This is a genomic window from Enterococcus sp. CR-Ec1 (assembly GCF_002850555.1).
Taxonomy (GTDB): Bacteria; Bacillota; Bacilli; order Lactobacillales; family Enterococcaceae; genus Enterococcus_D; species Enterococcus_D entomosocium.
The window spans coordinates 1,136,050-1,155,262 of sequence record NZ_CP025223.1 but is presented as its reverse complement, the minus strand read 5'-3'; the positions used below and the strand labels follow the sequence as shown (position 1 = coordinate 1,155,262).

General features: G+C 41.1%; 18 protein-coding genes. 8 read left to right on the top strand and 10 right to left on the bottom strand.

The genetic code is table 11. The features are described 5' to 3' along the window. Positions 1-90: 90 nt before the first annotated feature. Positions 91-1,278 (bottom strand): elongation factor Tu, encoded by a 1,188-nt coding sequence (gene tuf, locus CXM95_RS05550; RefSeq protein WP_005237121.1) that lies wholly within the window; start codon positions 1,276-1,278, stop codon positions 91-93. Positions 1,279-1,522: 244 nt separating this feature from the next. Between tuf and CXM95_RS05545 the strand changes: the two genes are divergently transcribed. Further along, entirely contained in the window at positions 1,523-1,882 is a 360-nt protein-coding gene (locus CXM95_RS05545) for a YxeA family protein (protein WP_034872187.1), read from the top strand. A 128-nt stretch (positions 1,883-2,010) separates the two neighbouring features. Here CXM95_RS05545 and CXM95_RS05540 read toward each other — a convergent pair whose 3' ends face one another. Then, positions 2,011-3,015, bottom strand: a complete 1,005-nt coding sequence (locus tag CXM95_RS05540; protein ID WP_005237126.1) for a nucleoid-associated protein — start codon at positions 3,013-3,015, stop codon at positions 2,011-2,013. Positions 3,016-3,177: 162 nt separating this feature from the next. Here CXM95_RS05540 and CXM95_RS05535 point away from each other — a divergent pair, with 162 nt between their 5' ends. The 3 genes from CXM95_RS05535 (at position 3,178) to CXM95_RS05525 (ending at position 5,149) form a co-directional block, all read left to right on the top strand. Further along, positions 3,178-4,023, top strand: coding sequence for an aldo/keto reductase (locus CXM95_RS05535; RefSeq protein ID WP_016621006.1), 846 nt, complete (start codon positions 3,178-3,180; stop codon positions 4,021-4,023). A gap of 25 nt (positions 4,024-4,048) precedes the next feature. Next, the gene (locus tag CXM95_RS05530; RefSeq protein ID WP_005237130.1) at positions 4,049-4,330 is read left to right on the top strand and encodes a hypothetical protein; all 282 of its coding nucleotides are present in this window, start codon (positions 4,049-4,051) and stop codon (positions 4,328-4,330) included. Positions 4,331-4,444: 114 nt separating this feature from the next. Next, positions 4,445-5,149, top strand: a complete 705-nt coding sequence (locus CXM95_RS05525; RefSeq protein ID WP_086299636.1) for a hypothetical protein — start codon at positions 4,445-4,447, stop codon at positions 5,147-5,149. A gap of 166 nt (positions 5,150-5,315) precedes the next feature. Here CXM95_RS05525 and CXM95_RS05520 read toward each other — a convergent pair whose 3' ends face one another. The 8 genes from CXM95_RS05520 to CXM95_RS05485 all read right to left on the bottom strand — a co-directional run bounded on the left by CXM95_RS05520 (position 5,316) and on the right by CXM95_RS05485 (position 14,603). Continuing rightward, on the bottom strand, positions 5,316-5,810 hold the full coding sequence (locus tag CXM95_RS05520; protein WP_086299637.1) for a hypothetical protein: 495 nt from the start codon (positions 5,808-5,810) through the stop codon (positions 5,316-5,318). 18 nt (positions 5,811-5,828) lie between these two features. Then, positions 5,829-6,977: a galactonate dehydratase gene (dgoD, locus tag CXM95_RS05515; protein WP_086299638.1), complete on the bottom strand. Its 1,149-nt coding sequence runs from the start codon at positions 6,975-6,977 to the stop codon at positions 5,829-5,831. Between the two features lie 30 nt (positions 6,978-7,007). Then, positions 7,008-8,363, bottom strand: a complete 1,356-nt coding sequence (locus CXM95_RS05510; protein WP_086299639.1) for a PTS galactitol transporter subunit IIC — start codon at positions 8,361-8,363, stop codon at positions 7,008-7,010. A 21-nt stretch (positions 8,364-8,384) separates the two neighbouring features. Then, positions 8,385-8,663 (bottom strand): PTS sugar transporter subunit IIB, encoded by a 279-nt coding sequence (locus CXM95_RS05505; protein ID WP_005229267.1) that lies wholly within the window; start codon positions 8,661-8,663, stop codon positions 8,385-8,387. 19 nt (positions 8,664-8,682) lie between these two features. Continuing rightward, entirely contained in the window at positions 8,683-9,141 is a 459-nt protein-coding gene (locus CXM95_RS05500; RefSeq protein ID WP_005229265.1) for a PTS sugar transporter subunit IIA, read from the bottom strand. Between the two features lie 12 nt (positions 9,142-9,153). Beyond that, the gene (locus CXM95_RS05495; protein WP_086299640.1) at positions 9,154-9,771 is read right to left on the bottom strand and encodes a bifunctional 4-hydroxy-2-oxoglutarate aldolase/2-dehydro-3-deoxy-phosphogluconate aldolase; all 618 of its coding nucleotides are present in this window, start codon (positions 9,769-9,771) and stop codon (positions 9,154-9,156) included. A 10-nt stretch (positions 9,772-9,781) separates the two neighbouring features. Further along, positions 9,782-11,830: a BglG family transcription antiterminator gene (locus CXM95_RS05490; protein WP_181154927.1), complete on the bottom strand. Its 2,049-nt coding sequence runs from the start codon at positions 11,828-11,830 to the stop codon at positions 9,782-9,784. A gap of 298 nt (positions 11,831-12,128) precedes the next feature. Next, positions 12,129-14,603, bottom strand: coding sequence for a hydroxymethylglutaryl-CoA reductase, degradative (locus CXM95_RS05485; RefSeq protein WP_086299641.1), 2,475 nt, complete (start codon positions 14,601-14,603; stop codon positions 12,129-12,131). 192 nt (positions 14,604-14,795) lie between these two features. Here CXM95_RS05485 and CXM95_RS05480 point away from each other — a divergent pair, with 192 nt between their 5' ends. From CXM95_RS05480 to CXM95_RS05465, 4 genes are all read left to right on the top strand, one after another. Beyond that, complete coding sequence (locus CXM95_RS05480) at positions 14,796-15,956, top strand: hydroxymethylglutaryl-CoA synthase (RefSeq protein WP_086372697.1); 1,161 nt, start codon at positions 14,796-14,798, stop codon at positions 15,954-15,956. Between the two features lie 500 nt (positions 15,957-16,456). Beyond that, entirely contained in the window at positions 16,457-17,434 is a 978-nt protein-coding gene (locus tag CXM95_RS05475; RefSeq protein ID WP_005237146.1) for an ABC transporter substrate-binding protein, read from the top strand. A gap of 29 nt (positions 17,435-17,463) precedes the next feature. After that, positions 17,464-18,384 carry an ABC transporter permease gene (locus CXM95_RS05470; RefSeq protein ID WP_005237148.1) on the top strand — a complete coding sequence of 307 codons (921 nt, stop codon included), beginning with the start codon at positions 17,464-17,466 and terminating at the stop codon, positions 18,382-18,384. After that, the gene (locus tag CXM95_RS05465) at positions 18,384-19,190 is read left to right on the top strand and encodes an ABC transporter ATP-binding protein (protein ID WP_005237149.1); all 807 of its coding nucleotides are present in this window, start codon (positions 18,384-18,386) and stop codon (positions 19,188-19,190) included. Before CXM95_RS05470 ends, CXM95_RS05465 begins: the two co-directional genes overlap by 1 nt. Positions 19,191-19,213: the final 23 nt, after the last annotated feature.

Genomic DNA, 19,213 nt, shown 5'->3' with positions numbered 1-19,213 from the left:
ATCCTAAGCTGATGGAGGGATTGTTGATGGTCTGACATGAAAAAGGAAACAGTGCTCCTTCAGATAATGGAAGCACTGTTTCACTGATTTTTATTTTTCGATCGTGGTCACGATACCAGAACCAACTGTTCGTCCACCTTCACGAATGGAGAAAGTCGTTCCATTTTCCACAGCGATTGGATGGATCAATTCCACATCGATCGTTACGTTGTCACCAGGCATAACCATTTCCGTTCCTTCTGGTAAAACGATATTCCCAGTTACGTCCGTTGTACGGAAGTAAAATTGTGGGCGATAGTTATTAAAGAATGGGGTATGGCGACCGCCTTCTTCCTTTGTCAACACATAGACTTCTGCTTGGAATTTCGTATGTGGTGTGATGGAACCTGGTTTTGCTAACACTTGGCCCCGTTCAATTTCATCCCGGGTGATTCCCCGTAATAATACTCCTACGTTATCACCAGCTTCCCCAAAGTCCATCGTCTTACGGAACATTTCTACTCCTGTCACGACTGCTTTTTGTGTTTCAGGTTTGATTCCGACGATTTCTACTTCATCACCGACTTTTACTGTTCCGCGATCGATCCGACCAGAAGCAACGGTTCCCCGTCCAGTAATTGAAAAGACATCTTCGATTGGTAATAATAATGGTTTATCAGTGTCTCGTTCAGGTGTTGGGATATATTCATCTACCGTATCCATCAGCGTTAAGATCGCTGCTTCAGCCTCTGGGTCACCTTCCAAGGCTTTTAAGGCAGAGCCTTTGATCACAGGAATGTCATCACCTGGAAAATCATATTCAGTCAGCAATTCTCTGACTTCCATTTCAACTAAATCGATCAACTCATCATCATCGACAAGGTCAGTTTTATTTAAAAAGACGATCAAATGTTTCACACCCACTTGACGAGAAAGCAAAATATGTTCACGGGTTTGCGGCATTGGGCCATCTGTCGCTGATACGACCAAGATTGCGCCGTCCATTTGGGCAGCCCCTGTAATCATATTTTTCACGTAATCCGCGTGTCCTGGTGCATCGATATGGGCATAGTGCCGTTTTTCTGTTTCGTATTCTACATGGGCAGTATTGATGGTGATACCACGTTCGCGTTCCTCAGGAGCCGCGTCGATACTTGCGTAATCTTGCGGATTGGCAAGTCCTTTTTTCCCAAGAACTGTGGTAATAGCAGCAGTCAAGGTTGTTTTCCCATGGTCGACGTGTCCTATCGTTCCGATATTAACATGGGGTTTGCTACGATCATAATGTTGTTTTGCCATATTGTTTCCCTCCTAGAGAAAGTTGAGTCGTTCTTTGACTCGAATCATATTTTGCGATTTACGCTTCCAAATTCATAAGTATCAACTTATTTTTTGTAAGTTTAAATCTACTCTTATTATAGGTCAAAATTAGTCAAAGTCAAGTGAGATGTCTCGTCTGCTAATCCCTAAGAATTTCTTTGCTTTTTTCGATCTATTGGACGTAGGACAATTTTTATGAATAATAGAAGATGAGGTGAGAAATGTGAAAAAAATCATTGCAACGCTGGTTTTTGCAGCAATTTTCCTTGGTGGCTGTTTTGCTACTTATCATTATTACTATGGTGGAAGTGACTACTATACAGTCATCAGGGATGCCGGCGAGCACGACACGGAAATTAGTGATAACGGAGTTGCCGAAGATGTCTACCGTTACACACAAGACGCTTACAGTTCCTCTGGAGAAGTCAAAACGGTCAAAATGAATGAGCACCGTTCCGCGCCTTTAAGAGAAGGTGCCTATTTGAAATTATTGGTCAATCCTAATAAAGGTGTTCTGAACTGGGAAGAAGTTTCTGAAGAAGACGTTCCCAAAGCCGCCCTTGAGAAACTGACCGATCAATAATTGCTGATATTGATCAAAGATATCCAGAAAAAAAGCAGAGACTCCTCATTACTTAAAGAGGAATCTCTGCTTTTTTGTGCTCGTTCTATGTTGTTAGATCCGCATCATCCACACATAAGACCTTTGTCCTACATCCGATTAATTACTTCTTCTACATTTTTGATCGTTACGGAAATCGTTCCGTCTGGATTATTGATAAATTCGATCAAATTTGGATCTCGGTAAACATCCAAAGGAACGATCAATTCGATCCCGTTAGATAATTTTAGTTTTTGTTTCCCGAATTTTTTCTCTGAGATCTCACGGACATCCCGCATCATTGGTGCCTGATTGACAAATCCTTTTTCAGCCACTTCTTCTTGAAAAGAAAGCTGAGCGGTAATATTGTCTTTAAAGACTTTTTGCGCCACTTCACTGACATCAATGTGTCCTGACTCTTCGATCGTGTCGTAAACCGCTTCTTTTAAATCGGCAACAACGTTATAGGTAGGTGTTTCAAATTTCTGACCAATTTTTTCCGCTACTTTTTTGATGACTTTGACGTTTTCTTCTAACGAGGGAATCGGTTCGGCATCAATGACTTTCGTTGAAAAGTAGGCATATTTTTCACCTGAAAAGCTATATTTCTTTTCAATCAGTTCAAAGTCTAAGCTCTCCACATCAATTGTGATCCCTTCATCGGCCTTTTGAGTTTTACCTGCTAGTAAGGCACGATGCAAAATCAAATTGTTTTCGATCCCAGCTTCCCCATTATCAATAAAGTGCGTATAGCCGTCTTGATAGTTGACCTTCAAAAATGCCAACTGCATTCTTGTATCAAATTCATACAAGACCACAAAGGCATCCGCACTTGGTGCATCTTCACTTTCCTTGTACGCTTCATACCACCGTTGGACGATCGCTTCACTGGCTGCGACAAAGTCTTCGGGTGCTTGTTTGACCAGTTGAGCGATCATTGATGTTTCGAGTAAACGCCCTGTTTTGGTTTGCGGTGTTGCAAGTTTCTGTATTTTTTTCGTCAAATAATCGCGGATGTATTCCGTGGTCAAATCGAGTTCAACTTGAGAAAAAACCGGATCACCAGTTTGACGGTCAATAATGTGTAATATCGCATGTTTCAAATAAATATCCATTAGTTACGCTCCTTATCCATTTGTCTAGTGTACAAAAAAAATAGGCGAACTGACAAGAGCCAAACGTCATTTTTCTTATTGGCCACTTCCTTTTTGAAAGATGCATTCATTGGAAAATCCGTCCTCGTCTGCTAAACTAAAGGTATCACAGAAAACGGAGGAATGAACATGAACAGCTATACGTTATCAAACAATGTAACCATCCCTGAGTTAGGTTTTGGCACATGGCAAACACCAGACGGCGACGTTGCCGTAGCATCAGTCAAAAAAGCACTGGAAGTAGGTTACCGCCATATTGATACAGCCCAAGGCTATAAAAATGAAGCCAGTGTTGGTCAAGCGATCAAAGAAAGCGGCATTCCCCGCGAAGAACTCTTTTTGACTACAAAATTGTGGAATGCGAACCATTCCTATGATCTTGTGATGTCTTCTTTTGAAGAGTCCTTAGAGAAACTACAAACAGACTATATCGATCTTTTCTTAATCCATTGGCCAAACCCAGTAGCCTTTCGTGACAACTGGCAAACAGCGAATGCAGAAACATGGCGCGCTTTTGAAGAATTGTATCAAGCAGGCAAAATCAAAGCGATCGGGGTCAGCAACTTCTTGCCTCATCATTTTGAAGAATTGAAAAAAACAGCGACCATCTTCCCAATGGTCAATCAGATTTTCCTTGCACCTGGCGAGTTACAAGAAGAAGTGGTGACTTATTGCCAAGAACACGATGTATTGCTTGAAGCATACAGCCCATTAGGTACCGGGAAGATATTTGATGTACCAGAAATGAAAGCATTAGCTGAAAAGCATCAAAAATCAATCGCTCAAGTTGCATTACGCTGGTCTTTACAACATGGTTTCTTGCCATTACCAAAATCAGTCACACCAAGTCGGATCGAAGAAAACATCCATGTCTTTGATTTTGAGCTATCTGAAGAAGACATGAATACGATCGATCAATTAGATGGCGTCGTTGGGAAAGCGACCAATCCAGATACGACAGGGTTTTAATTTTACTCTCTATAAGGAGAAGCCTATGAAGACAACTGATTTGATTCACCTCTCCCCTGCTGTTCAAAAAGCCTTACATGCTGATTTTGTTTTTCTTGTATGGCCAGGCAAAGTCCAACATTTCCCGGCGCGTCAATGGTCGTCTAGCGACTATCAGCAGATGCTGGCTGAGAAACTCACTGGGGAAGTACGCTTTTTTCTTTGGGAAAACTACTTAGTCGCCACTGGAGACAAGGAGCTTTTGATCCTAATGCCTAAGTACCATCAAATCAATGATCTAGTAGAAACGCCAACGCCGCTTCTTTAGCAGCGCTGGCGTTTTTTCAGGAAATATATAATTTTTTTTGTATTTTTTCATGAGAATGACTGTTCTTTTCTGCAAATTTTCCTTATAATCGATAGTGATCGAGAGGAGAAGATTATGAAAAAGAAACAATTAGCAAAATTGAAACAACAATTCCGCCCGTCTTATGAAACAGCTCGACAACAGTTGTTTACAGCGATCGAGCGCAAAACAGCAGATAAGTTCGACCTTCCGACAACTGTTTATATCAATCCTAAAAATCAAGAGGAATTATTGATTGAATTGTTGAAGGAAACACCCAAAGAACAAAAAATCGCTGTTCCTTTAGATGAGAACTTCAAAATCGTCGTGAAACGAATTCAACGCTTAGAAGCTGGCTTACTTGATCGTTTCAGCGATAACTTAGTCGATGAGATCGCTGCTTACTGGTTACCGACCAATCCGCAAGAAAGTGCGGCACCTACCTCCGCTCCTGTGAAAGAACCAGCAGAAGTGAAGGAAGAAACGGCACCAACTATACCTGCATCAACTAAAACTAAAGAAGTGGAAAAATCAACGGCTGATGATTCTGACGAATCCATGACTTTTTCAGCATTTGCCGAAAAAATCGCAGCATTCCCTAAATTTTCTGCAAAACAATCTTCAGGAGAAACGACCGTGATCGAAGCTTCCCCGAAAGAAGATCGTGTTCTAGCAACAATTTCTGAAACAGAAAGTGATACTTTTACCATCGAAACCGCTCTAGAACGCAAATACAAAGTAAAACTAGAAGTCATTCCATTGATCGAGGCGTATGCCCACACGGCGATTTCTAAACGATAAAAAAACTGGGAGAATGAACCATTCTCCCAGTTTTTTATAACCCGACGATAGTGAATAAAAATACAGCTGACTAATTTTACTCTTTGCTAAAAATCAGTAAGAATTACCACGCTTGTTAGCTTTCTTTTCAGAAATTTATAAAATCAATCCTTCTCCATAAACAAAATTAAAGGGATACTTTAGTATTCTTTTGCTTCCTTTGCGTCAATCCCTCTTCCTTAAACACTAGCTTCTCTTCCTTTTTCAATAAACGGAAGTACTCTGCCAAAATTTGCGGTGACTCTGAAAATAAAAGCGAGAAGCGGCTATTTTTGTTTTTATAAAAGGTTACAAAAGTTTGATTATTTACTGTTTGTTCAATCTCTATTGCCGTATATTGATCATATTCACCTTTTAAAACACCCAGTTTGATCAGCTGATCTGCTCCTAAGCCTTCTTTTGAAAAACCAACTAAACAGACTAAGCCGATCAGTGCAAACAATTTCAATTGGTCACTCAACTGATCTGGCCAAAAAATGACGAAAAGAAGCGCAGACAGAATTAAAGCAGTTGCCTTTTTTATAGAGTTCGCTTTTGCCTGCAAAAGAATTTTGCGCTGCTCTTTGAGTTGCATCACTAACAGAACGAGTAAAAATAAGTTGATCATAATTGCTTCCGCCATGAGTAACTTCCTTTCATACTACCATTCTGCAATAGTGCCATCATAGTTCTTCCATTTAGGGTTGGTCCAAATCAACCCTTCTTGCGAAATATCTCTAACTCTATCCTCATCCATCTCCAACCCTAAACCAGGCTTACTTGGTAATTCTACATAGCCATCCCTATACTGAAATACTTCTTTGTTTTTCACAAAATCTAACAGATCAAAGCCTTTATTGTAATGGATTCCTAAACTTTGCTCTTGAATAAAAACATTTGGGGTACAAGAATCAACTTGCAGTGTTGCTGCCAAAGCAACGGGACCATATGGTGCGTGTGGGGCAACAGCCACGTCATAAGCTTCAGCCATGGCAGCTATTTTTCGCATTTCCATGATCCCTCCACATAATGCCACATCAGGCTGGATCACATCTATTGCTCCTTGCTGAAAAAGTGTTTTAAACTGCCAGCGAGTATACAGTCTCTCCCCAGTGGCTAAAGGCGTTGCCACAAGCTGAGCAACTTCTTTAAAATGTTCCTCATTTTCAGGAAGAACAACTTCTTCTAAAAACATTGGATGATAAGGTTCTAATGCCTTCGCTAAAACTTTTGCCATCGGCTTGTGGACTCTCCCATGAAAATCAATTCCAATATCCAATTTACTACCAAAGCGTTCCCTAATCGAGGCGACACGTTTCACCACTTCCTCTATCTTTACATAGGAGTCAATATAGTGCAGTTCCTCTGTTGCGTTCATTTTAACTGCAGTAAACCCGCGGTCAACACGATCTTGTGCTTGCTCTGCGACATCATCCGGACGATCACCACCGATCCAAGAATATACTTTGATTCTGTCACGAGCAGCGCCGCCTAATAGTTCGTAGATAGGAACACTCAATGCTTTTCCTTTAATATCCCACAAAGCCATCTCTAGACCAGACACTATTGTTCCATGTATGGGACCGCCACGAAAGAAAGAGCGGTGCATTTCTTGGAACAAGCGCTCAATCTCAAACGGGTTCTGTCCTAACAAAAATCTTTCCCCTACCTCATAAGCTCCTGCAACAACTGTTTCGGTTTTTGTTCCAGAAATCATCTCTCCCCAGCCATCGATTCCTTCATCTGTTGATAATTTTACAAAAATCCAGCGGGGCTTTACTTTATACACTGTAATTTTAGAAATTTTCAAAACAATCTACTCCTCTTTTTCGACAATATTTTATTCAATTGCTGCTTCACGAATAATTTTTTTGATTCCTTCAAAGAAATACCATACACCGCCAAATCCTAGAAGAAGAACTGGAATACCAATCATCGGTTCATAGGTGAATGCAATGAAAACCAGGTAACTTTGAATCATTGAAGTTGCTGCAAAAGATGAAATAAGCATGGAACTTGATCCAAGATCAATCCCTACCTGTTTGGCTATTTCGGTTAGAATAGGTGAAGTAACTGTTCCACACCAAAGTAAAGAGGCGGTCACAACTAAACCGATAATAATGTTTTTCAGCAAGTTTCCTCTAGTCAATGCAACAACCATCGCTACTCGAAATGGAACTACAGCTAGATCGGCAAATGGCAACACACGATTTCCTGGTAAAACCAAAGCCATAGCAATTGTTAAAGGAATAATAATCAGTGCAGTTGTTATAACATCTGGATTGCCCACAACAACCGCTGCATCTAGTCCAATAAATAAACGGCGACCTTTAAATTTCTTCTGAGACCATTTTTGCGCTGCGTCTGAAATAGGCATTAATCCTTCCATAAAAAGAGAGGTCATTTTTGGTATCAGAACAAGGACAGCAGACATACTAACCCCTAATTGAAGAATCTGAGTGATATCATAGCCAGCTAAAAAGCCGATTGCGATACCTATGACACCGCCCATAATCATAGAGTCCCCAAAGAAGCCCAAATATTTTTGTGCATCCTTAATGGTAAACTTGGAATTTCGAAAAAGAGGAATGCGGTCTAAAAGCCAGTTTAACGGCCATGCAATTACTAAAGAAGATAAGGCTGAAACCGTGGGTAATGAAACCCCTGGAATTCCAAAAAAATCTTCAACCAAAGGCTGTGACCAATCAGACATTTTAAATGTGACAATTGCCATTACAACTGATGCGCCCACACCTAACGCTACGTTCTTAGTCACAAAATAAACCATTACACCAACAATAGCCATATGATGATAATTCCAAATATCAACATCCAACGTTTGAGTTCTTTTGAGAACCAACAAGATGATATTAACGATCAATATAGCAAATATAAGCAGTGCAATAATTGGAGATGCCCAAGTAACCGCCGCGATTGAGCCCCATCCCACGTCCAAGGCATCCAGCTGTACGCCGGTCCGCTCTACCATAGCACGGGCTGCTGGTCCGACATTGGTTGTCATAAAATCCAGAATCAGACGAATCCCTGCAAATCCGATTCCTAGTGTTAGCCCAGACTTAAATGCTCTTGAGATTTTCAAACCGAAAATCATGCCGATAATTGTAATAATGACAGGAAGCATCACTGTAGGACCAGCGTCAATAAAGAAATTGAATACATTCATTACATAATTCATTCTTTTTTCTCCTTAAATTTTTTATTTTAAATAATTCAAAATTTCTTCCATAGTTTGTTCAGAACCAATTCCCGTTAAAATAGGCATTCCCTTTACCACAGGAACTTCACCAGTCTGACCTTCAAATTGACCAGTTGTCACTAACAAGTCATAGTCTTGAACTTTACTAGGTACTTCCATCAGTTTGGTTTGGGTTGTGGAAGCCTCAACTCCATGTTCATTCAGATAATCCTTCACTTTTGATGCTACTACGGTTGAAGTCGCAATCCCATTCCCACAAGCAATTAAAATTCTTTTCATTTTCATTTCCTCCTATTTTTTAGGCTATCGCCTTTTTTAATAATGTTAGCAATTTTAGATCCGAATTCGCCGCCGTCATTTGTTCACGAAGTGGCTCATCTTGAATAATACTGACAATCTTTTGTAACATCTCCACTTGGCCGTGCGGTTCACCGATGGCCATCATGATAACGATTTTAGTAGGTAAAATGACTTGATTATCTTCCATATTGCGAAACCCTACAGCTGTTTCTAAGGTTGCAATCGCCAAAGTTGTTTGATTGACCAAATCAAAATTTGCATGAGGAATTGCTACGCCGGGCTGTGTCGAAGGTAAACCGGTTGGATATTCGGACTCGCGTAACTGTATTGCTTCGATATAATCTTCTTTGACATAGCCTCGTTGGTATAGTTCATTCGCTAAAAAAGCAAGGACTTCTTTATCACTGCCTGCTTTTATATTTCGAAATACTAGTTCTTCGTTCAGTTGCAATTCCATTTGTTTTCCTCCTTAAATCTCTGTTGCTAATTTCTGTAGTGATAGCGCTAGTTTTGCTGGGTCAGCAGCTTGCAAGTCTTGCGATTGAAAAAGATTGGAACCTAAACCAAGATAACTCGCTCCATGGTCAAAATATTCCTTGGCGTTAGAAATCGAAATTCCACCAACACCCATCAAAGGTAGCTTGCCCAATGGAGCTTGCACATCTGTGAAAAAGCGTGGTGTCACAACTGCAGCGGGGAAAACTTTAACGATATCCGCTCCATCTGTAAACATCTCATTGATCTCAGAAGGGCTCATTGCCGCTGGTACTGAGAGCACTTGCTCTTTCCTTGCAAAATCCATTATTTGCTTCGTAAAACGATGGGGACCTAATAAAAAACGAGCCCCAGCTGCGACGGCTTTTTGGGCGTCAGGTAACGTTCTTACTGTTCCTGCCCCAATGAGAATAGTTTCACCAAATAATTTGCTTAACTTGTTGATATGTTCTAGAGCCCCTAAAGTATTTAATGTGATTTCAACTGCAAACTCTTTCTCAAGCCCACTCATTGCCGTTAAAACTGAATAAGCTTGTTCATATGTGTAACCCCTCATAATAATTGTAAAGCGTGGGTAATCTTCTACTTTCATCGTATTCCTCCTAAGTCACTTGTCTAATTAGCTGATAAGCTGTTTTCGTATCTGAGCTTTCCTTCAAACGATTTAAAAACGTAGAATCATTACTAATATCTGCTAACTGATTCACAGCTTTCAAATGTTTCGTCAAATCATAAAACGATAATGGATAAATAAAATGGATTTTTTTACCGTTTGGAAAAGCGATTGGCTCAGCAGCAATCAATAGACTTATCCCGTCTTTTAATACGCCATTTTGTGGTGCTGTATGCGGGATACACGTTTGACTCCCTAAATACCCAGCGTATCCTTGTTCTTCGATTTGATCCAAACAATCTTGAATAAACAGCTCTGTAATCATCTGATCTTCTAACAAAGGATGGCAAGCAAATTTCACTGCTTGTTGCCAAGTTAGCTTCTCTGACGTTCTTCTTATAAAATCGGGTTTCAAATAATCAGTCAATGATGGTAACGCTTTAAAATTTTCTAAAGGTGAATCTTGCTTTTGCTTCAATAAAAAGTACTCTAACTCTTCCCTTAGTTGCTTCGTATCATTTACTTGAGCATATGTGCGAATCACCGAAAACAACTCATCAACTGAGCGGTCTACTTCATTTAATCCTAACTCTTTTAATACACGATATCGCAGACTTATCTGTTGCTTATAAGTCATGATAGGATCAATAATAAATTGCGGTAATTCACTGTTTAATGCAGTAGTTGTAAAAACCAAGTCATAATCCGTTCCAAATTTATAAAAATCTCTTACTGAAAATGAAGCTAAAAAATGCAACTCGGGAAATAGTTTTTTTAAATTTTCTCGCATCAGTTTTGAAACCATAACCCCATTGGCACAGACAACTACTGCCCTTGGTAATTGCGCTGCTATTTGACGAGGACTCATTAATTGAAAACCAAAGTAATAAGATAGAAGTGCCAACTCATCATTTGGAAACGCTCGGCCTAACCAGTTTTCTGTGGGAACAATCAGCTCCTTCATAAGATCCTTCAAAATTGCATGGTTGCTATCTTGAACTAAGCTATCAAGGGAGTACATGCCCAAGCTCAAATTGTATTTTATACGAAAACACGCTGGACGCAGATGGCCCAAAATCCGACGTTCAAATGCCTCTCTATCTTCAATCATAATTAGTGTTTGGTTTTGAAAACTTGTAACCATTTCACTGATCAAACATCTTAATTCACTATCTGAATCAAATACTTGAGTCGTCTTACGTTCAAAAATATTAGATGTTAAAAATAGCAGAGCTAGCCAAGAAAGATAGTTAGGAGACATGCTGGACCAAGGTGTATCTTGAAGCAAAATAGTCAGAACTTTATATTCTGGAGTTTTTCGAATCTCTATTTGTACCATTTCATCTTTTGAAGCAATCGGTGAAGTTGCACGTTGCAAGGTCATTCTTACAGCTGATTGCAGATAATCAATAGATTCATCTGAGTACCTTAAATGAAGCAATTGCTCCATGTTGTGTATCAAATGAACAACCTCTTCTTCAGGAATAGTCGGTGCCAATTTTCCTTTAATATCATCAAGACGAAATAATGAATGCTGCTTAATTAAATCAGAGAGCAGTTGTAAGATTCTCCTTTCCAATCCTTGCAGTTGATAACCGCTTTGACGATCATAGTGAATGGACAGGGCGTATTTGCTAACAAACTGCTTCGCTTTCTTTAAATCTTCTTGAATCGTATTGCGACTTACCGATAAGAGCTGTGTAAAATGATCCATACCAATGTAATCGGTATTAGTACATAAAAAACTTAACATGATGGCAATCCGCTCATATTCAGAGAAAATTGTAACCATGGCAGAAGAATCTTCTTTATTTTGTTCAAGAGAAATCATTCGTAACACTTCTAAAGGAATAATAAAATCTCCCATATGGTTACGCCTGATTTGAGGCAAACCGTTTTCAAGTAACTCCTCATTAAATTGCTTAATGGAATAGTTAATCTGTCTTCTTGTTAAAGAAAGTGATGTGGTTAACTCTGCCATCTTTATCTCGGGTTTTTTTACCAATCGTGTGAGAATTCTTCGGATCCGTTCATTCATTTGATTCCCTCCTGATGAAATCATTATAGCTTTGATTCTTCGTAAAAAGATGTATAATTGAAAGCGTTTTTTGTCATAGTTGTTTTTTCTTTTTGTCCTAGTAAAACTAGTTTTGATAAATCGCTGCTTGGAACCGACAAATAAAAAAAGTCCTCTATCAGCAAAAGTACAGCGAGATTTTTTATCTATTGCATTATTATCTCCAAAACAAAAAAAGGACGAACTCCCTTTAGTAAGGGGATTCGTCCTTTCCATTTATTGTTTAGGATAAAAAGTTTTAAAAACTAGAGAACCTTTTTTAATTACGTATTTCGGTTAAAAATTTACGGGCTTGCTCTTGGTTCATTTGAGTCGCAGCTCGCAGCTTAGCTGCCAGCTGTTCAATCTCGGTTCCTTTTGCTCCAACTGAAATAGCTAATGAACGGGCTTGCATGCTCATATGGCCTTGCTGGATACCTTCTGAAACCAATGCTCGCAAAGCGGCCAGATTCTGAACCAACCCGACACTTGCCGCCAGCGAAGCTAACTCACTCGCCGTTTCAACACCAGTCAATGCCAACGCAGCTTGGGCTTTTGGCAATATTTTTGTGGCACCCCCGACTGTGGCGATCGCCAACGGCAGTGTGATACTACCAATCAAACGGTCTTCTATGATGGTCCAGGAAGTCAACCCTTGCACGCGGCCATTACGGACAGCATAGCCATGACAAGCGGCAGAAACGGCGCGAGTGTCGTTTCCGGTAGCCAAAATCAGCGCTTCAACCCCATTCATGATCCCTTTGTTATGGGTAGCGGCACGATATGGATCGATCTTGGCAAAATCAGCTGCATGAACAATTTTTTCGGCAACTTGTCTGCCATTTCCGGTCTTGCTCAATTTGTCAAAAGGCACCGAGCAAGTGGCTGTTACTAACGATTCCGTAGCGAGATTGCTTAAAATACTAAAGAGAATTTCTTCTTCTGGGAACCACTTCCGAAAGAGGTCGGCCACTCCTTCTAAAATCGAATTGATGATGTTGGCGCCCATGGCATCTTTGACATCAACCAACAAATCGATTGAGACATAGGCTGTTGCTAATTCAGATTCTGCTGGCACAAAGTTCCGACCGATCACTCTTCGCAATCCACCGCCGCGTTTCACGATGGAAGGATACGTCTCATTCGCCATTGCAAAGATCGTTGCTTGCTCGGATTCAACTTTTGCCAAAATCGCTTCCGGATCCTGAACATCCATAAAGACGATCTGGCCTCGAAGCAAACGTTCTTGACTGGTCGTTGTAATGGGCCCAGCCATTTTTGCTCCATTGCTCATCGCTGCAATCACAGAAGGTTCTTCTGTGGCTAACGGGACATTGTATCTCTTGCCATTCACTTGCAGATTCAACCCCACACCTAAGGGAATCTCCACTTCACTGATCTGGTTTTCGATCAAGTGATTGGAAGTTTCCTTGTCTAATGCCATTTCTTGAAAAACCAAGGATTCGGCTGCTGTGATCGCCCCTTGTGCTTCAAGAAAGGTTAGTCGTTCGTTAGGCGTAAGGGCGTAAAACTTTTTTTTTTCTGTTTTTTCTGATGCCGACTCTTCATGAAAATCGGTTTGACTTGCTGCCGCCGAAGGGTTTTCTAACAGCATCGCTAGCCCTAACCCGCCACCGACACATAAAGAGGCGATCCCATAACATTCTTGTGTGTCTTTTAGCTGATAAGCGACGGTCGTTGCGATCCGAGCACCGGTTGCTCCAATCGCATGGCCAAGGGAAATGCCCCCACCGTAACGGTTGACTTTCTTGGGATCCAAACCAAGTTCACGTTCTACTACGATCGAGGAAGCTGCAAAGGCTTCATTGATTTCAAAAATACCGATATCTTCAATCGACAGTGCTTGCTTTTTCAGCAAAGTATCGATTGCTTTGATTGGTGAGATTCCCATGATCTCTGGGGCAAAGCCAACTTCAACGATCTCTTTGATCACTGCCAGATAAGGAATCTGATGCTCCTCACAATAGCTTTTTGAGGCGATCAAGACCATGGCAGCCCCATCATTGATGGTTGAGGCATTCCCAGCAGTCACCGTACCGTCCTTTTTGAAAACCGTTTTTAGTTCAGCTAATTTTTCGACTGTCGTAGCGGCGCGAATGCCTTCATCCTGGGAAACGGTAGCAGACTTTTCGGTCACGGGTACGATCTCTTGCTCAAATTTCTTTTCCGCTTGTGCTTTGGCAGCCTTCATTTGGGAGTGGTAGGCAAATTCATCTTGTTCTTGTCGAGTGATGCCATATCTTTCTGCAACAGTTTCAGCCGTTAAGCCCATCGGTTTGCTGCTAAAAGCGTCTGTTAAGCCATCATGCATCATTGTCGATACTGGATTTGAATACTGATCATCCGCCTTGTTATAATAACTGAATAGCGGCGCATTCGTCATACTTTCGATCCCACCAGTCAAGACGACTGATGCCTTGTTTAACTGAATTTGCTCCATGCCCATTAGAATCGCTTTCATTCCCGAACCGCAAACTTCGTTGATCGTTGAGGCTGGAATATCTGAAGAAAGCCCACTTTGCAGGGAAACTTGGCGACTTGGATTTTGCCCACTGCCTGCTTGCAGGACATTTCCGATAATCACTTGTGCGATATGTTCTTTTGCTTGTTGGTTTCTTGCCAACAAGGCTTTCGCAGCAATTGTTCCTAATTCTACTGCTGAATATTCTTTTAATGACCCATGGTATTTGCCAATTGGCGTTCTTAGTGCGTCGATAATGACAACTTCTTCCACGTACGTCACCTCCTCTTGAAATATATCATTAAATCTTCCAAAAAAGAATACCCCACATCAGCTTGCTGTGCCCTTTTCTACTTTCTTTAATAAAGTTTAAATTCTAATCAATTCTTTTTCATTTTTTTCAAAAAATATGATACCTTAGAACGTGTAGCCTACTAAGTACGTAGAACATAAAGGAGCGACGGAATGAACGTTGGTATTGATAAAATAAATTTTTATGTCCCCCCCTATTTTATAGATATGGTTGATCTAGCTCACGCCCGAGAGGTCGACCCAAATAAATTTACGATCGGGATCGGTCAAGATCAAATGGCGGTCAATAAAAAAACGCAAGATATCGTCACCTTTGCCATGCATGCGGCAAAAGATATCCTCACAAAAGAAGATTTACAAGCAATTGATATGGTGATCGTCGGCACAGAATCCGGCATCGATGAATCAAAGGCTTCGGCAGTGGTTTTGCATCGCCTATTGGGTATTCAACCATTTGCCCGCTCCTTTGAAATCAAAGAAGCGTGTTATGGCGCAACAGCAGGCTTACAGTTTGCTAAAGCCCACGTACAAGCCAATCCAAAAAGCAAAGTTTTGGTGGTGGCTTCAGACATCGCCCGTTATGGCTTAGCTTCCGGTGGAGAGCCCACTCAAGGCGTAGGTGCAGTTGCTATGCTGATCTCTGCAGATCCAGCGATTTTGCAGTTGGATAACGATAATTTGATGTTGACGCAAGACATTTATGATTTTTGGCGTCCCGTTGGTCATCAATATCCAATGGTAGATGGCCACTTGTCAAATGACGTCTATATCGATTCCTTTAAACAAGTTTGGCAAGCCCATTGCGAAAAAACGCAACGCACAGCAAAAGATTACGCTGCATTGAGTTTCCATATTCCTTATACAAAAATGGGAAAAAAAGCCTTATTGGCTGTTTTTGCCGAAGAAGAAGAAACGCAACAAGAACGCCTGATGGCTCGCTATGAAGAATCGATCGTTTACAGTCGTCGTACCGGCAACTTGTATACGGGTTCATTGTACCTAGGCTTGATCTCTTTATTGGAAAATTCCTCCAGCTTGCAAGCCAATGATCGGATAGGACTGTTTAGTTACGGCTCAGGAGCGGTTGCTGAATTTTTCAGCGGCGTATTGGTACCCGGTTATGAAAAACAGTTAGCACAAGCTGCTCACCAAACGTTACTTGATGCCCGTCAAAAACTAACGATCGCTGAATACGAAGCAATGTTCAATGAGACCATCGATATTGATCAAGATCAATCCTTTGAAGATGATCTGCTTTACAGTATTCGTGAAATAAAAAATACCATTCGTTATTATAAAGAAGAAAACGAGTGATGTTAAGAAAAACTTTGTTTATTTTCAAGCAAGAAAGCTTGATGAAACAAAGTTTTTTTCTTTCTTTTTAATTTGTTGAAACAAAGCATCTTTTTCAGACTTTTTCTGATTGTTATTCAAAAATTTTCAGATAATTCAGGAAAAACATTTGACAGTCCGCTTTTTTTTGTCTATACTAAAAACAATTCAAGTATGGAGGAACTTTTTTATGTTAAAAACGACCGTGTCCCCACAACTGAATATCTTTTACTTTAGCTACTTTAGATAGTTTGTATTCATAACACATTATGGATGCAAACCGCAAAACGAGTTTTGTTTGTATCTATGATGGCTAAAGCATTTTAACTTGAACTTGCAGCCATGTAGAAAATCTTCTAAATGGTTGCCAATATACGTTTACGCTTGGTATAGGATCGAATCCATTTAGACGATTGTCTGAATGGATTTTTTTGTTCAGGTAAACCCCAATTAAAAAAGAAACGTTTATAGGAGGAGTTACAATGAAAATGAAAAAATGGATCACAACTGGATTATTAACGGCTTCACTACTGGCACTGGCAGCTTGTGGGGAATCAAACAATGCTTCTGAGGGAAACGACGGATCAAAAACAGTCGGTGTCTTGCAACTCGTGGAACATGGCTCCTTGAATGCCGCCTACGAAGGATTTAAAGAAGGCTTAGCAGAAGCGGGCTATACAGAAGGTGAAAACCTGACGATCGAATACCAAAATGCGCAAAACAGTCAAGACAACTTAAAAAGCATGAGCGAACGCCTAGTGAATGCCAACCCTGATCTTTTATTGGGCATCGCTACTCCTGCTGCTGTTTCGTTAGCAAATGAAACCACTGATACCCCAATCGTGGTTACCGCAGTTACTGACTTAGTTGGGGCAAAATTAGCCGACTCAAATGAAGAACCCGGTCGCAACATCACCGGTACGTCAGACATGGTACCCATTGAGCAGCAGATCAATTTGCTGTTAAGCATCGTCCCTGACGCCAAGACGATCGGCATTATGTATAATGCAGGTGAAGCTAACTCGAAAATTCAAGCAGACTTGGCAGAAGAAGCCTTAAAAGCTGCTGGAGTCGACGTTAAAGTATTGACCGCCAATACCACCAATGATGTGCAGCAAGTGACCACTAGCCTGGCAAAAGATGTCGATGGCATTTATATTCCAACAGATAATACCTTTGCCTCTGCTGCTGCAATCGTCGGTGAAGTGGCGAAAGAAACCAAAACACCGATCGTCGCAGGTTCCGTGGAACAAGTCGATGATGGAGCTCTAGCAACTTATGGTATTGACTATAAATCACTAGGCATTCAAACAGGAAAACTAGCAGCAAAAATTTTGGATGGCGATGCAGAACCAGCTACCACACCCGTTGAAACAGCGGAGAATTTAGAGTTAGTCGTCAATGAAGAAATGGCTGCAGCTTTAGGGATTGATCCTGCCAGCATCACTGCCCCAGAATAACCATACTATTTTAGATTTGAGGAAATCATATGAATTTAGTCGACACGTTCTTACTATTACTACAATCTGCCACCTCTCAAGGGATCCTTTGGGCATTGCTGGCAATCGGAGTATTTTTGACCTTCCGTATTCTGGATATCGCTGATTTAACTGCAGAAGGAAGTTTTCCATTAGGTGCAGGGATCGCTGCAATCAGTATTACGAATGGCGTCTCCCCCATACTAGCCAGTTTGATGGGCTTTGGCGGTGGCATGTTAGCCGGCTTGGTATCCGGACTACTGCATACAAAACTAAAGATCCCAGCCTTGTTGGCCGGGATCATCACGATGACTGGGCTTTATTCCATCACAAATCGTGTGATGGGTGCTCCCAACATTGCCTTGTTAGGACAAGACACGGTCTTCACCCAATTTCAAGCAATGGGTCTGACCAAAAACAATGCCGTGATTCTTGCGGGCTTTCTCTTCGCAGCTATCGTCATTTTGTGCTTGTTCCTCTTTTTCCGTACAGAGATCGGCTTAGCATTGCGCGCAACAGGCGATAATTTAGCTATGAGTGAAGCCAACGGCATCAACACCGATAATATGAAGATCATCGGTTACATGATCTCTAATGGCTGTATCGCCCTTTCAGGTGCTCTTTTAGCCCAAAACAACGGTTTTGCTGACCTAAACTCCGGAATCGGTACGATCGTGATTGGCTTAGCATCGATCATTATTGCAGAAGTTTTATTTGCCAATAAATCTTTGCTTTTGCGGTTGATCACCATCGTGATTGGAGCGATCGTTTATCGCTTTATCCTGGCCGTCGTTTTCGAGTTCAATGTCGAAGCCAATGATATCAAACTGGCATCCGCAATCGTCTTAGTCATCTGCCTCTCGTTACCGCAGCTTCGTTCAAAACTAGGACTTAAAAAGATGCTGCCAAAAACCAAAGGAGGCCAATCCTAATGACTTCAGTCTTAACAATCGAAAATCTACACCAAACCTTTGAAAAAGGGACGATCAATGAGAACCATGTCTTGCGAGGCATTGACCTGACGATGAATGCCGGAGATTTTATCACGATCATCGGTGGCAATGGTGCCGGAAAATCGACCCTTTTAAACAGTATTGCAGGAACGATCCCAACAGAACAAGGAAAAATCACCTTAGATGGGAAAGACATCACCCGTTTATCCGTTACGAAACGCTCAAAGGATATTAGCCGAGTCTTTCAAGATCCACGTATGGGGACAGCGGTTCGTTTGACTGTTGAAGAAAACTTAGCACTTGCTTACAAACGGGGCCAAGTCCGAGGGTTTGCGACAGGCGTCAAAGCAAAAAATCGCGCGTTTTTCCAAGAAAAATTAGCCAGTCTAAACTTAGGCTTAGAAAATCGTCTTTCTGCCGAGATCGGTTTGTTATCAGGCGGACAGCGTCAAGCGATTACCCTCTTGATGGCAACATTGCAACAACCTAAATTGATTTTATTAGATGAACATACCGCTGCCCTAGATCCAAAAACCTCGTTGACTGTCATGGCATTGACCGATCAATTGATTCGTTCACAGCAGTTGACGGCCTTCATGGTTACTCATGATATGGAAGATGCCATTCGCTATGGCAATCGCCTGATCATGCTTCATCAAGGCAAGATCGTCGTGGATATTGCCGGTGAGCAAAAGCAACATTTAACAGTCCCTGAATTGATGGAAATGTTCCATCAAAATAGTGGTGCTGAATTAAAAGATGACCAACTGCTCTTACGCTCTTAACAAGCAAAAAGACACGTAGAAAG

Excerpts from the sequence above, each read along its gene's own strand:
- tuf (WP_005237121.1), bottom strand. The coding sequence starts at position 1,278 with ATGGCAAAACAACATTATGATCGTAGCAAACCCCATGTTAATATCGGA.
- CXM95_RS05540 (WP_005237126.1), bottom strand. The coding sequence starts at position 3,015 with ATGGATATTTATTTGAAACATGCGATATTACACATTATTGACCGTCAA.
- CXM95_RS05535 (WP_016621006.1), top strand. The coding sequence starts at position 3,178 with ATGAACATGAACAGCTATACGTTATCAAACAATGTAACCATCCCTGAG.
- CXM95_RS05530 (WP_005237130.1), top strand. The coding sequence starts at position 4,049 with ATGAAGACAACTGATTTGATTCACCTCTCCCCTGCTGTTCAAAAAGCC.
- CXM95_RS05525 (WP_086299636.1), top strand. The coding sequence starts at position 4,445 with ATGAAAAAGAAACAATTAGCAAAATTGAAACAACAATTCCGCCCGTCT.
- CXM95_RS05520 (WP_086299637.1), bottom strand. The coding sequence starts at position 5,810 with ATGGCGGAAGCAATTATGATCAACTTATTTTTACTCGTTCTGTTAGTG.
- CXM95_RS05510 (WP_086299639.1), bottom strand. The coding sequence starts at position 8,363 with ATGAATTATGTAATGAATGTATTCAATTTCTTTATTGACGCTGGTCCT.
- CXM95_RS05505 (WP_005229267.1), bottom strand. The coding sequence starts at position 8,663 with ATGAAAAGAATTTTAATTGCTTGTGGGAATGGGATTGCGACTTCAACC.
- CXM95_RS05500 (WP_005229265.1), bottom strand. The coding sequence starts at position 9,141 with ATGGAATTGCAACTGAACGAAGAACTAGTATTTCGAAATATAAAAGCA.
- CXM95_RS05495 (WP_086299640.1), bottom strand. The coding sequence starts at position 9,771 with ATGAAAGTAGAAGATTACCCACGCTTTACAATTATTATGAGGGGTTAC.
- CXM95_RS05490 (WP_181154927.1), bottom strand. The coding sequence starts at position 11,830 with ATGAATGAACGGATCCGAAGAATTCTCACACGATTGGTAAAAAAACCC.
- CXM95_RS05480 (WP_086372697.1), top strand. The coding sequence starts at position 14,796 with ATGAACGTTGGTATTGATAAAATAAATTTTTATGTCCCCCCCTATTTT.
- CXM95_RS05475 (WP_005237146.1), top strand. The coding sequence starts at position 16,457 with ATGAAAATGAAAAAATGGATCACAACTGGATTATTAACGGCTTCACTA.
- CXM95_RS05470 (WP_005237148.1), top strand. The coding sequence starts at position 17,464 with ATGAATTTAGTCGACACGTTCTTACTATTACTACAATCTGCCACCTCT.
- CXM95_RS05465 (WP_005237149.1), top strand. The coding sequence starts at position 18,384 with ATGACTTCAGTCTTAACAATCGAAAATCTACACCAAACCTTTGAAAAA.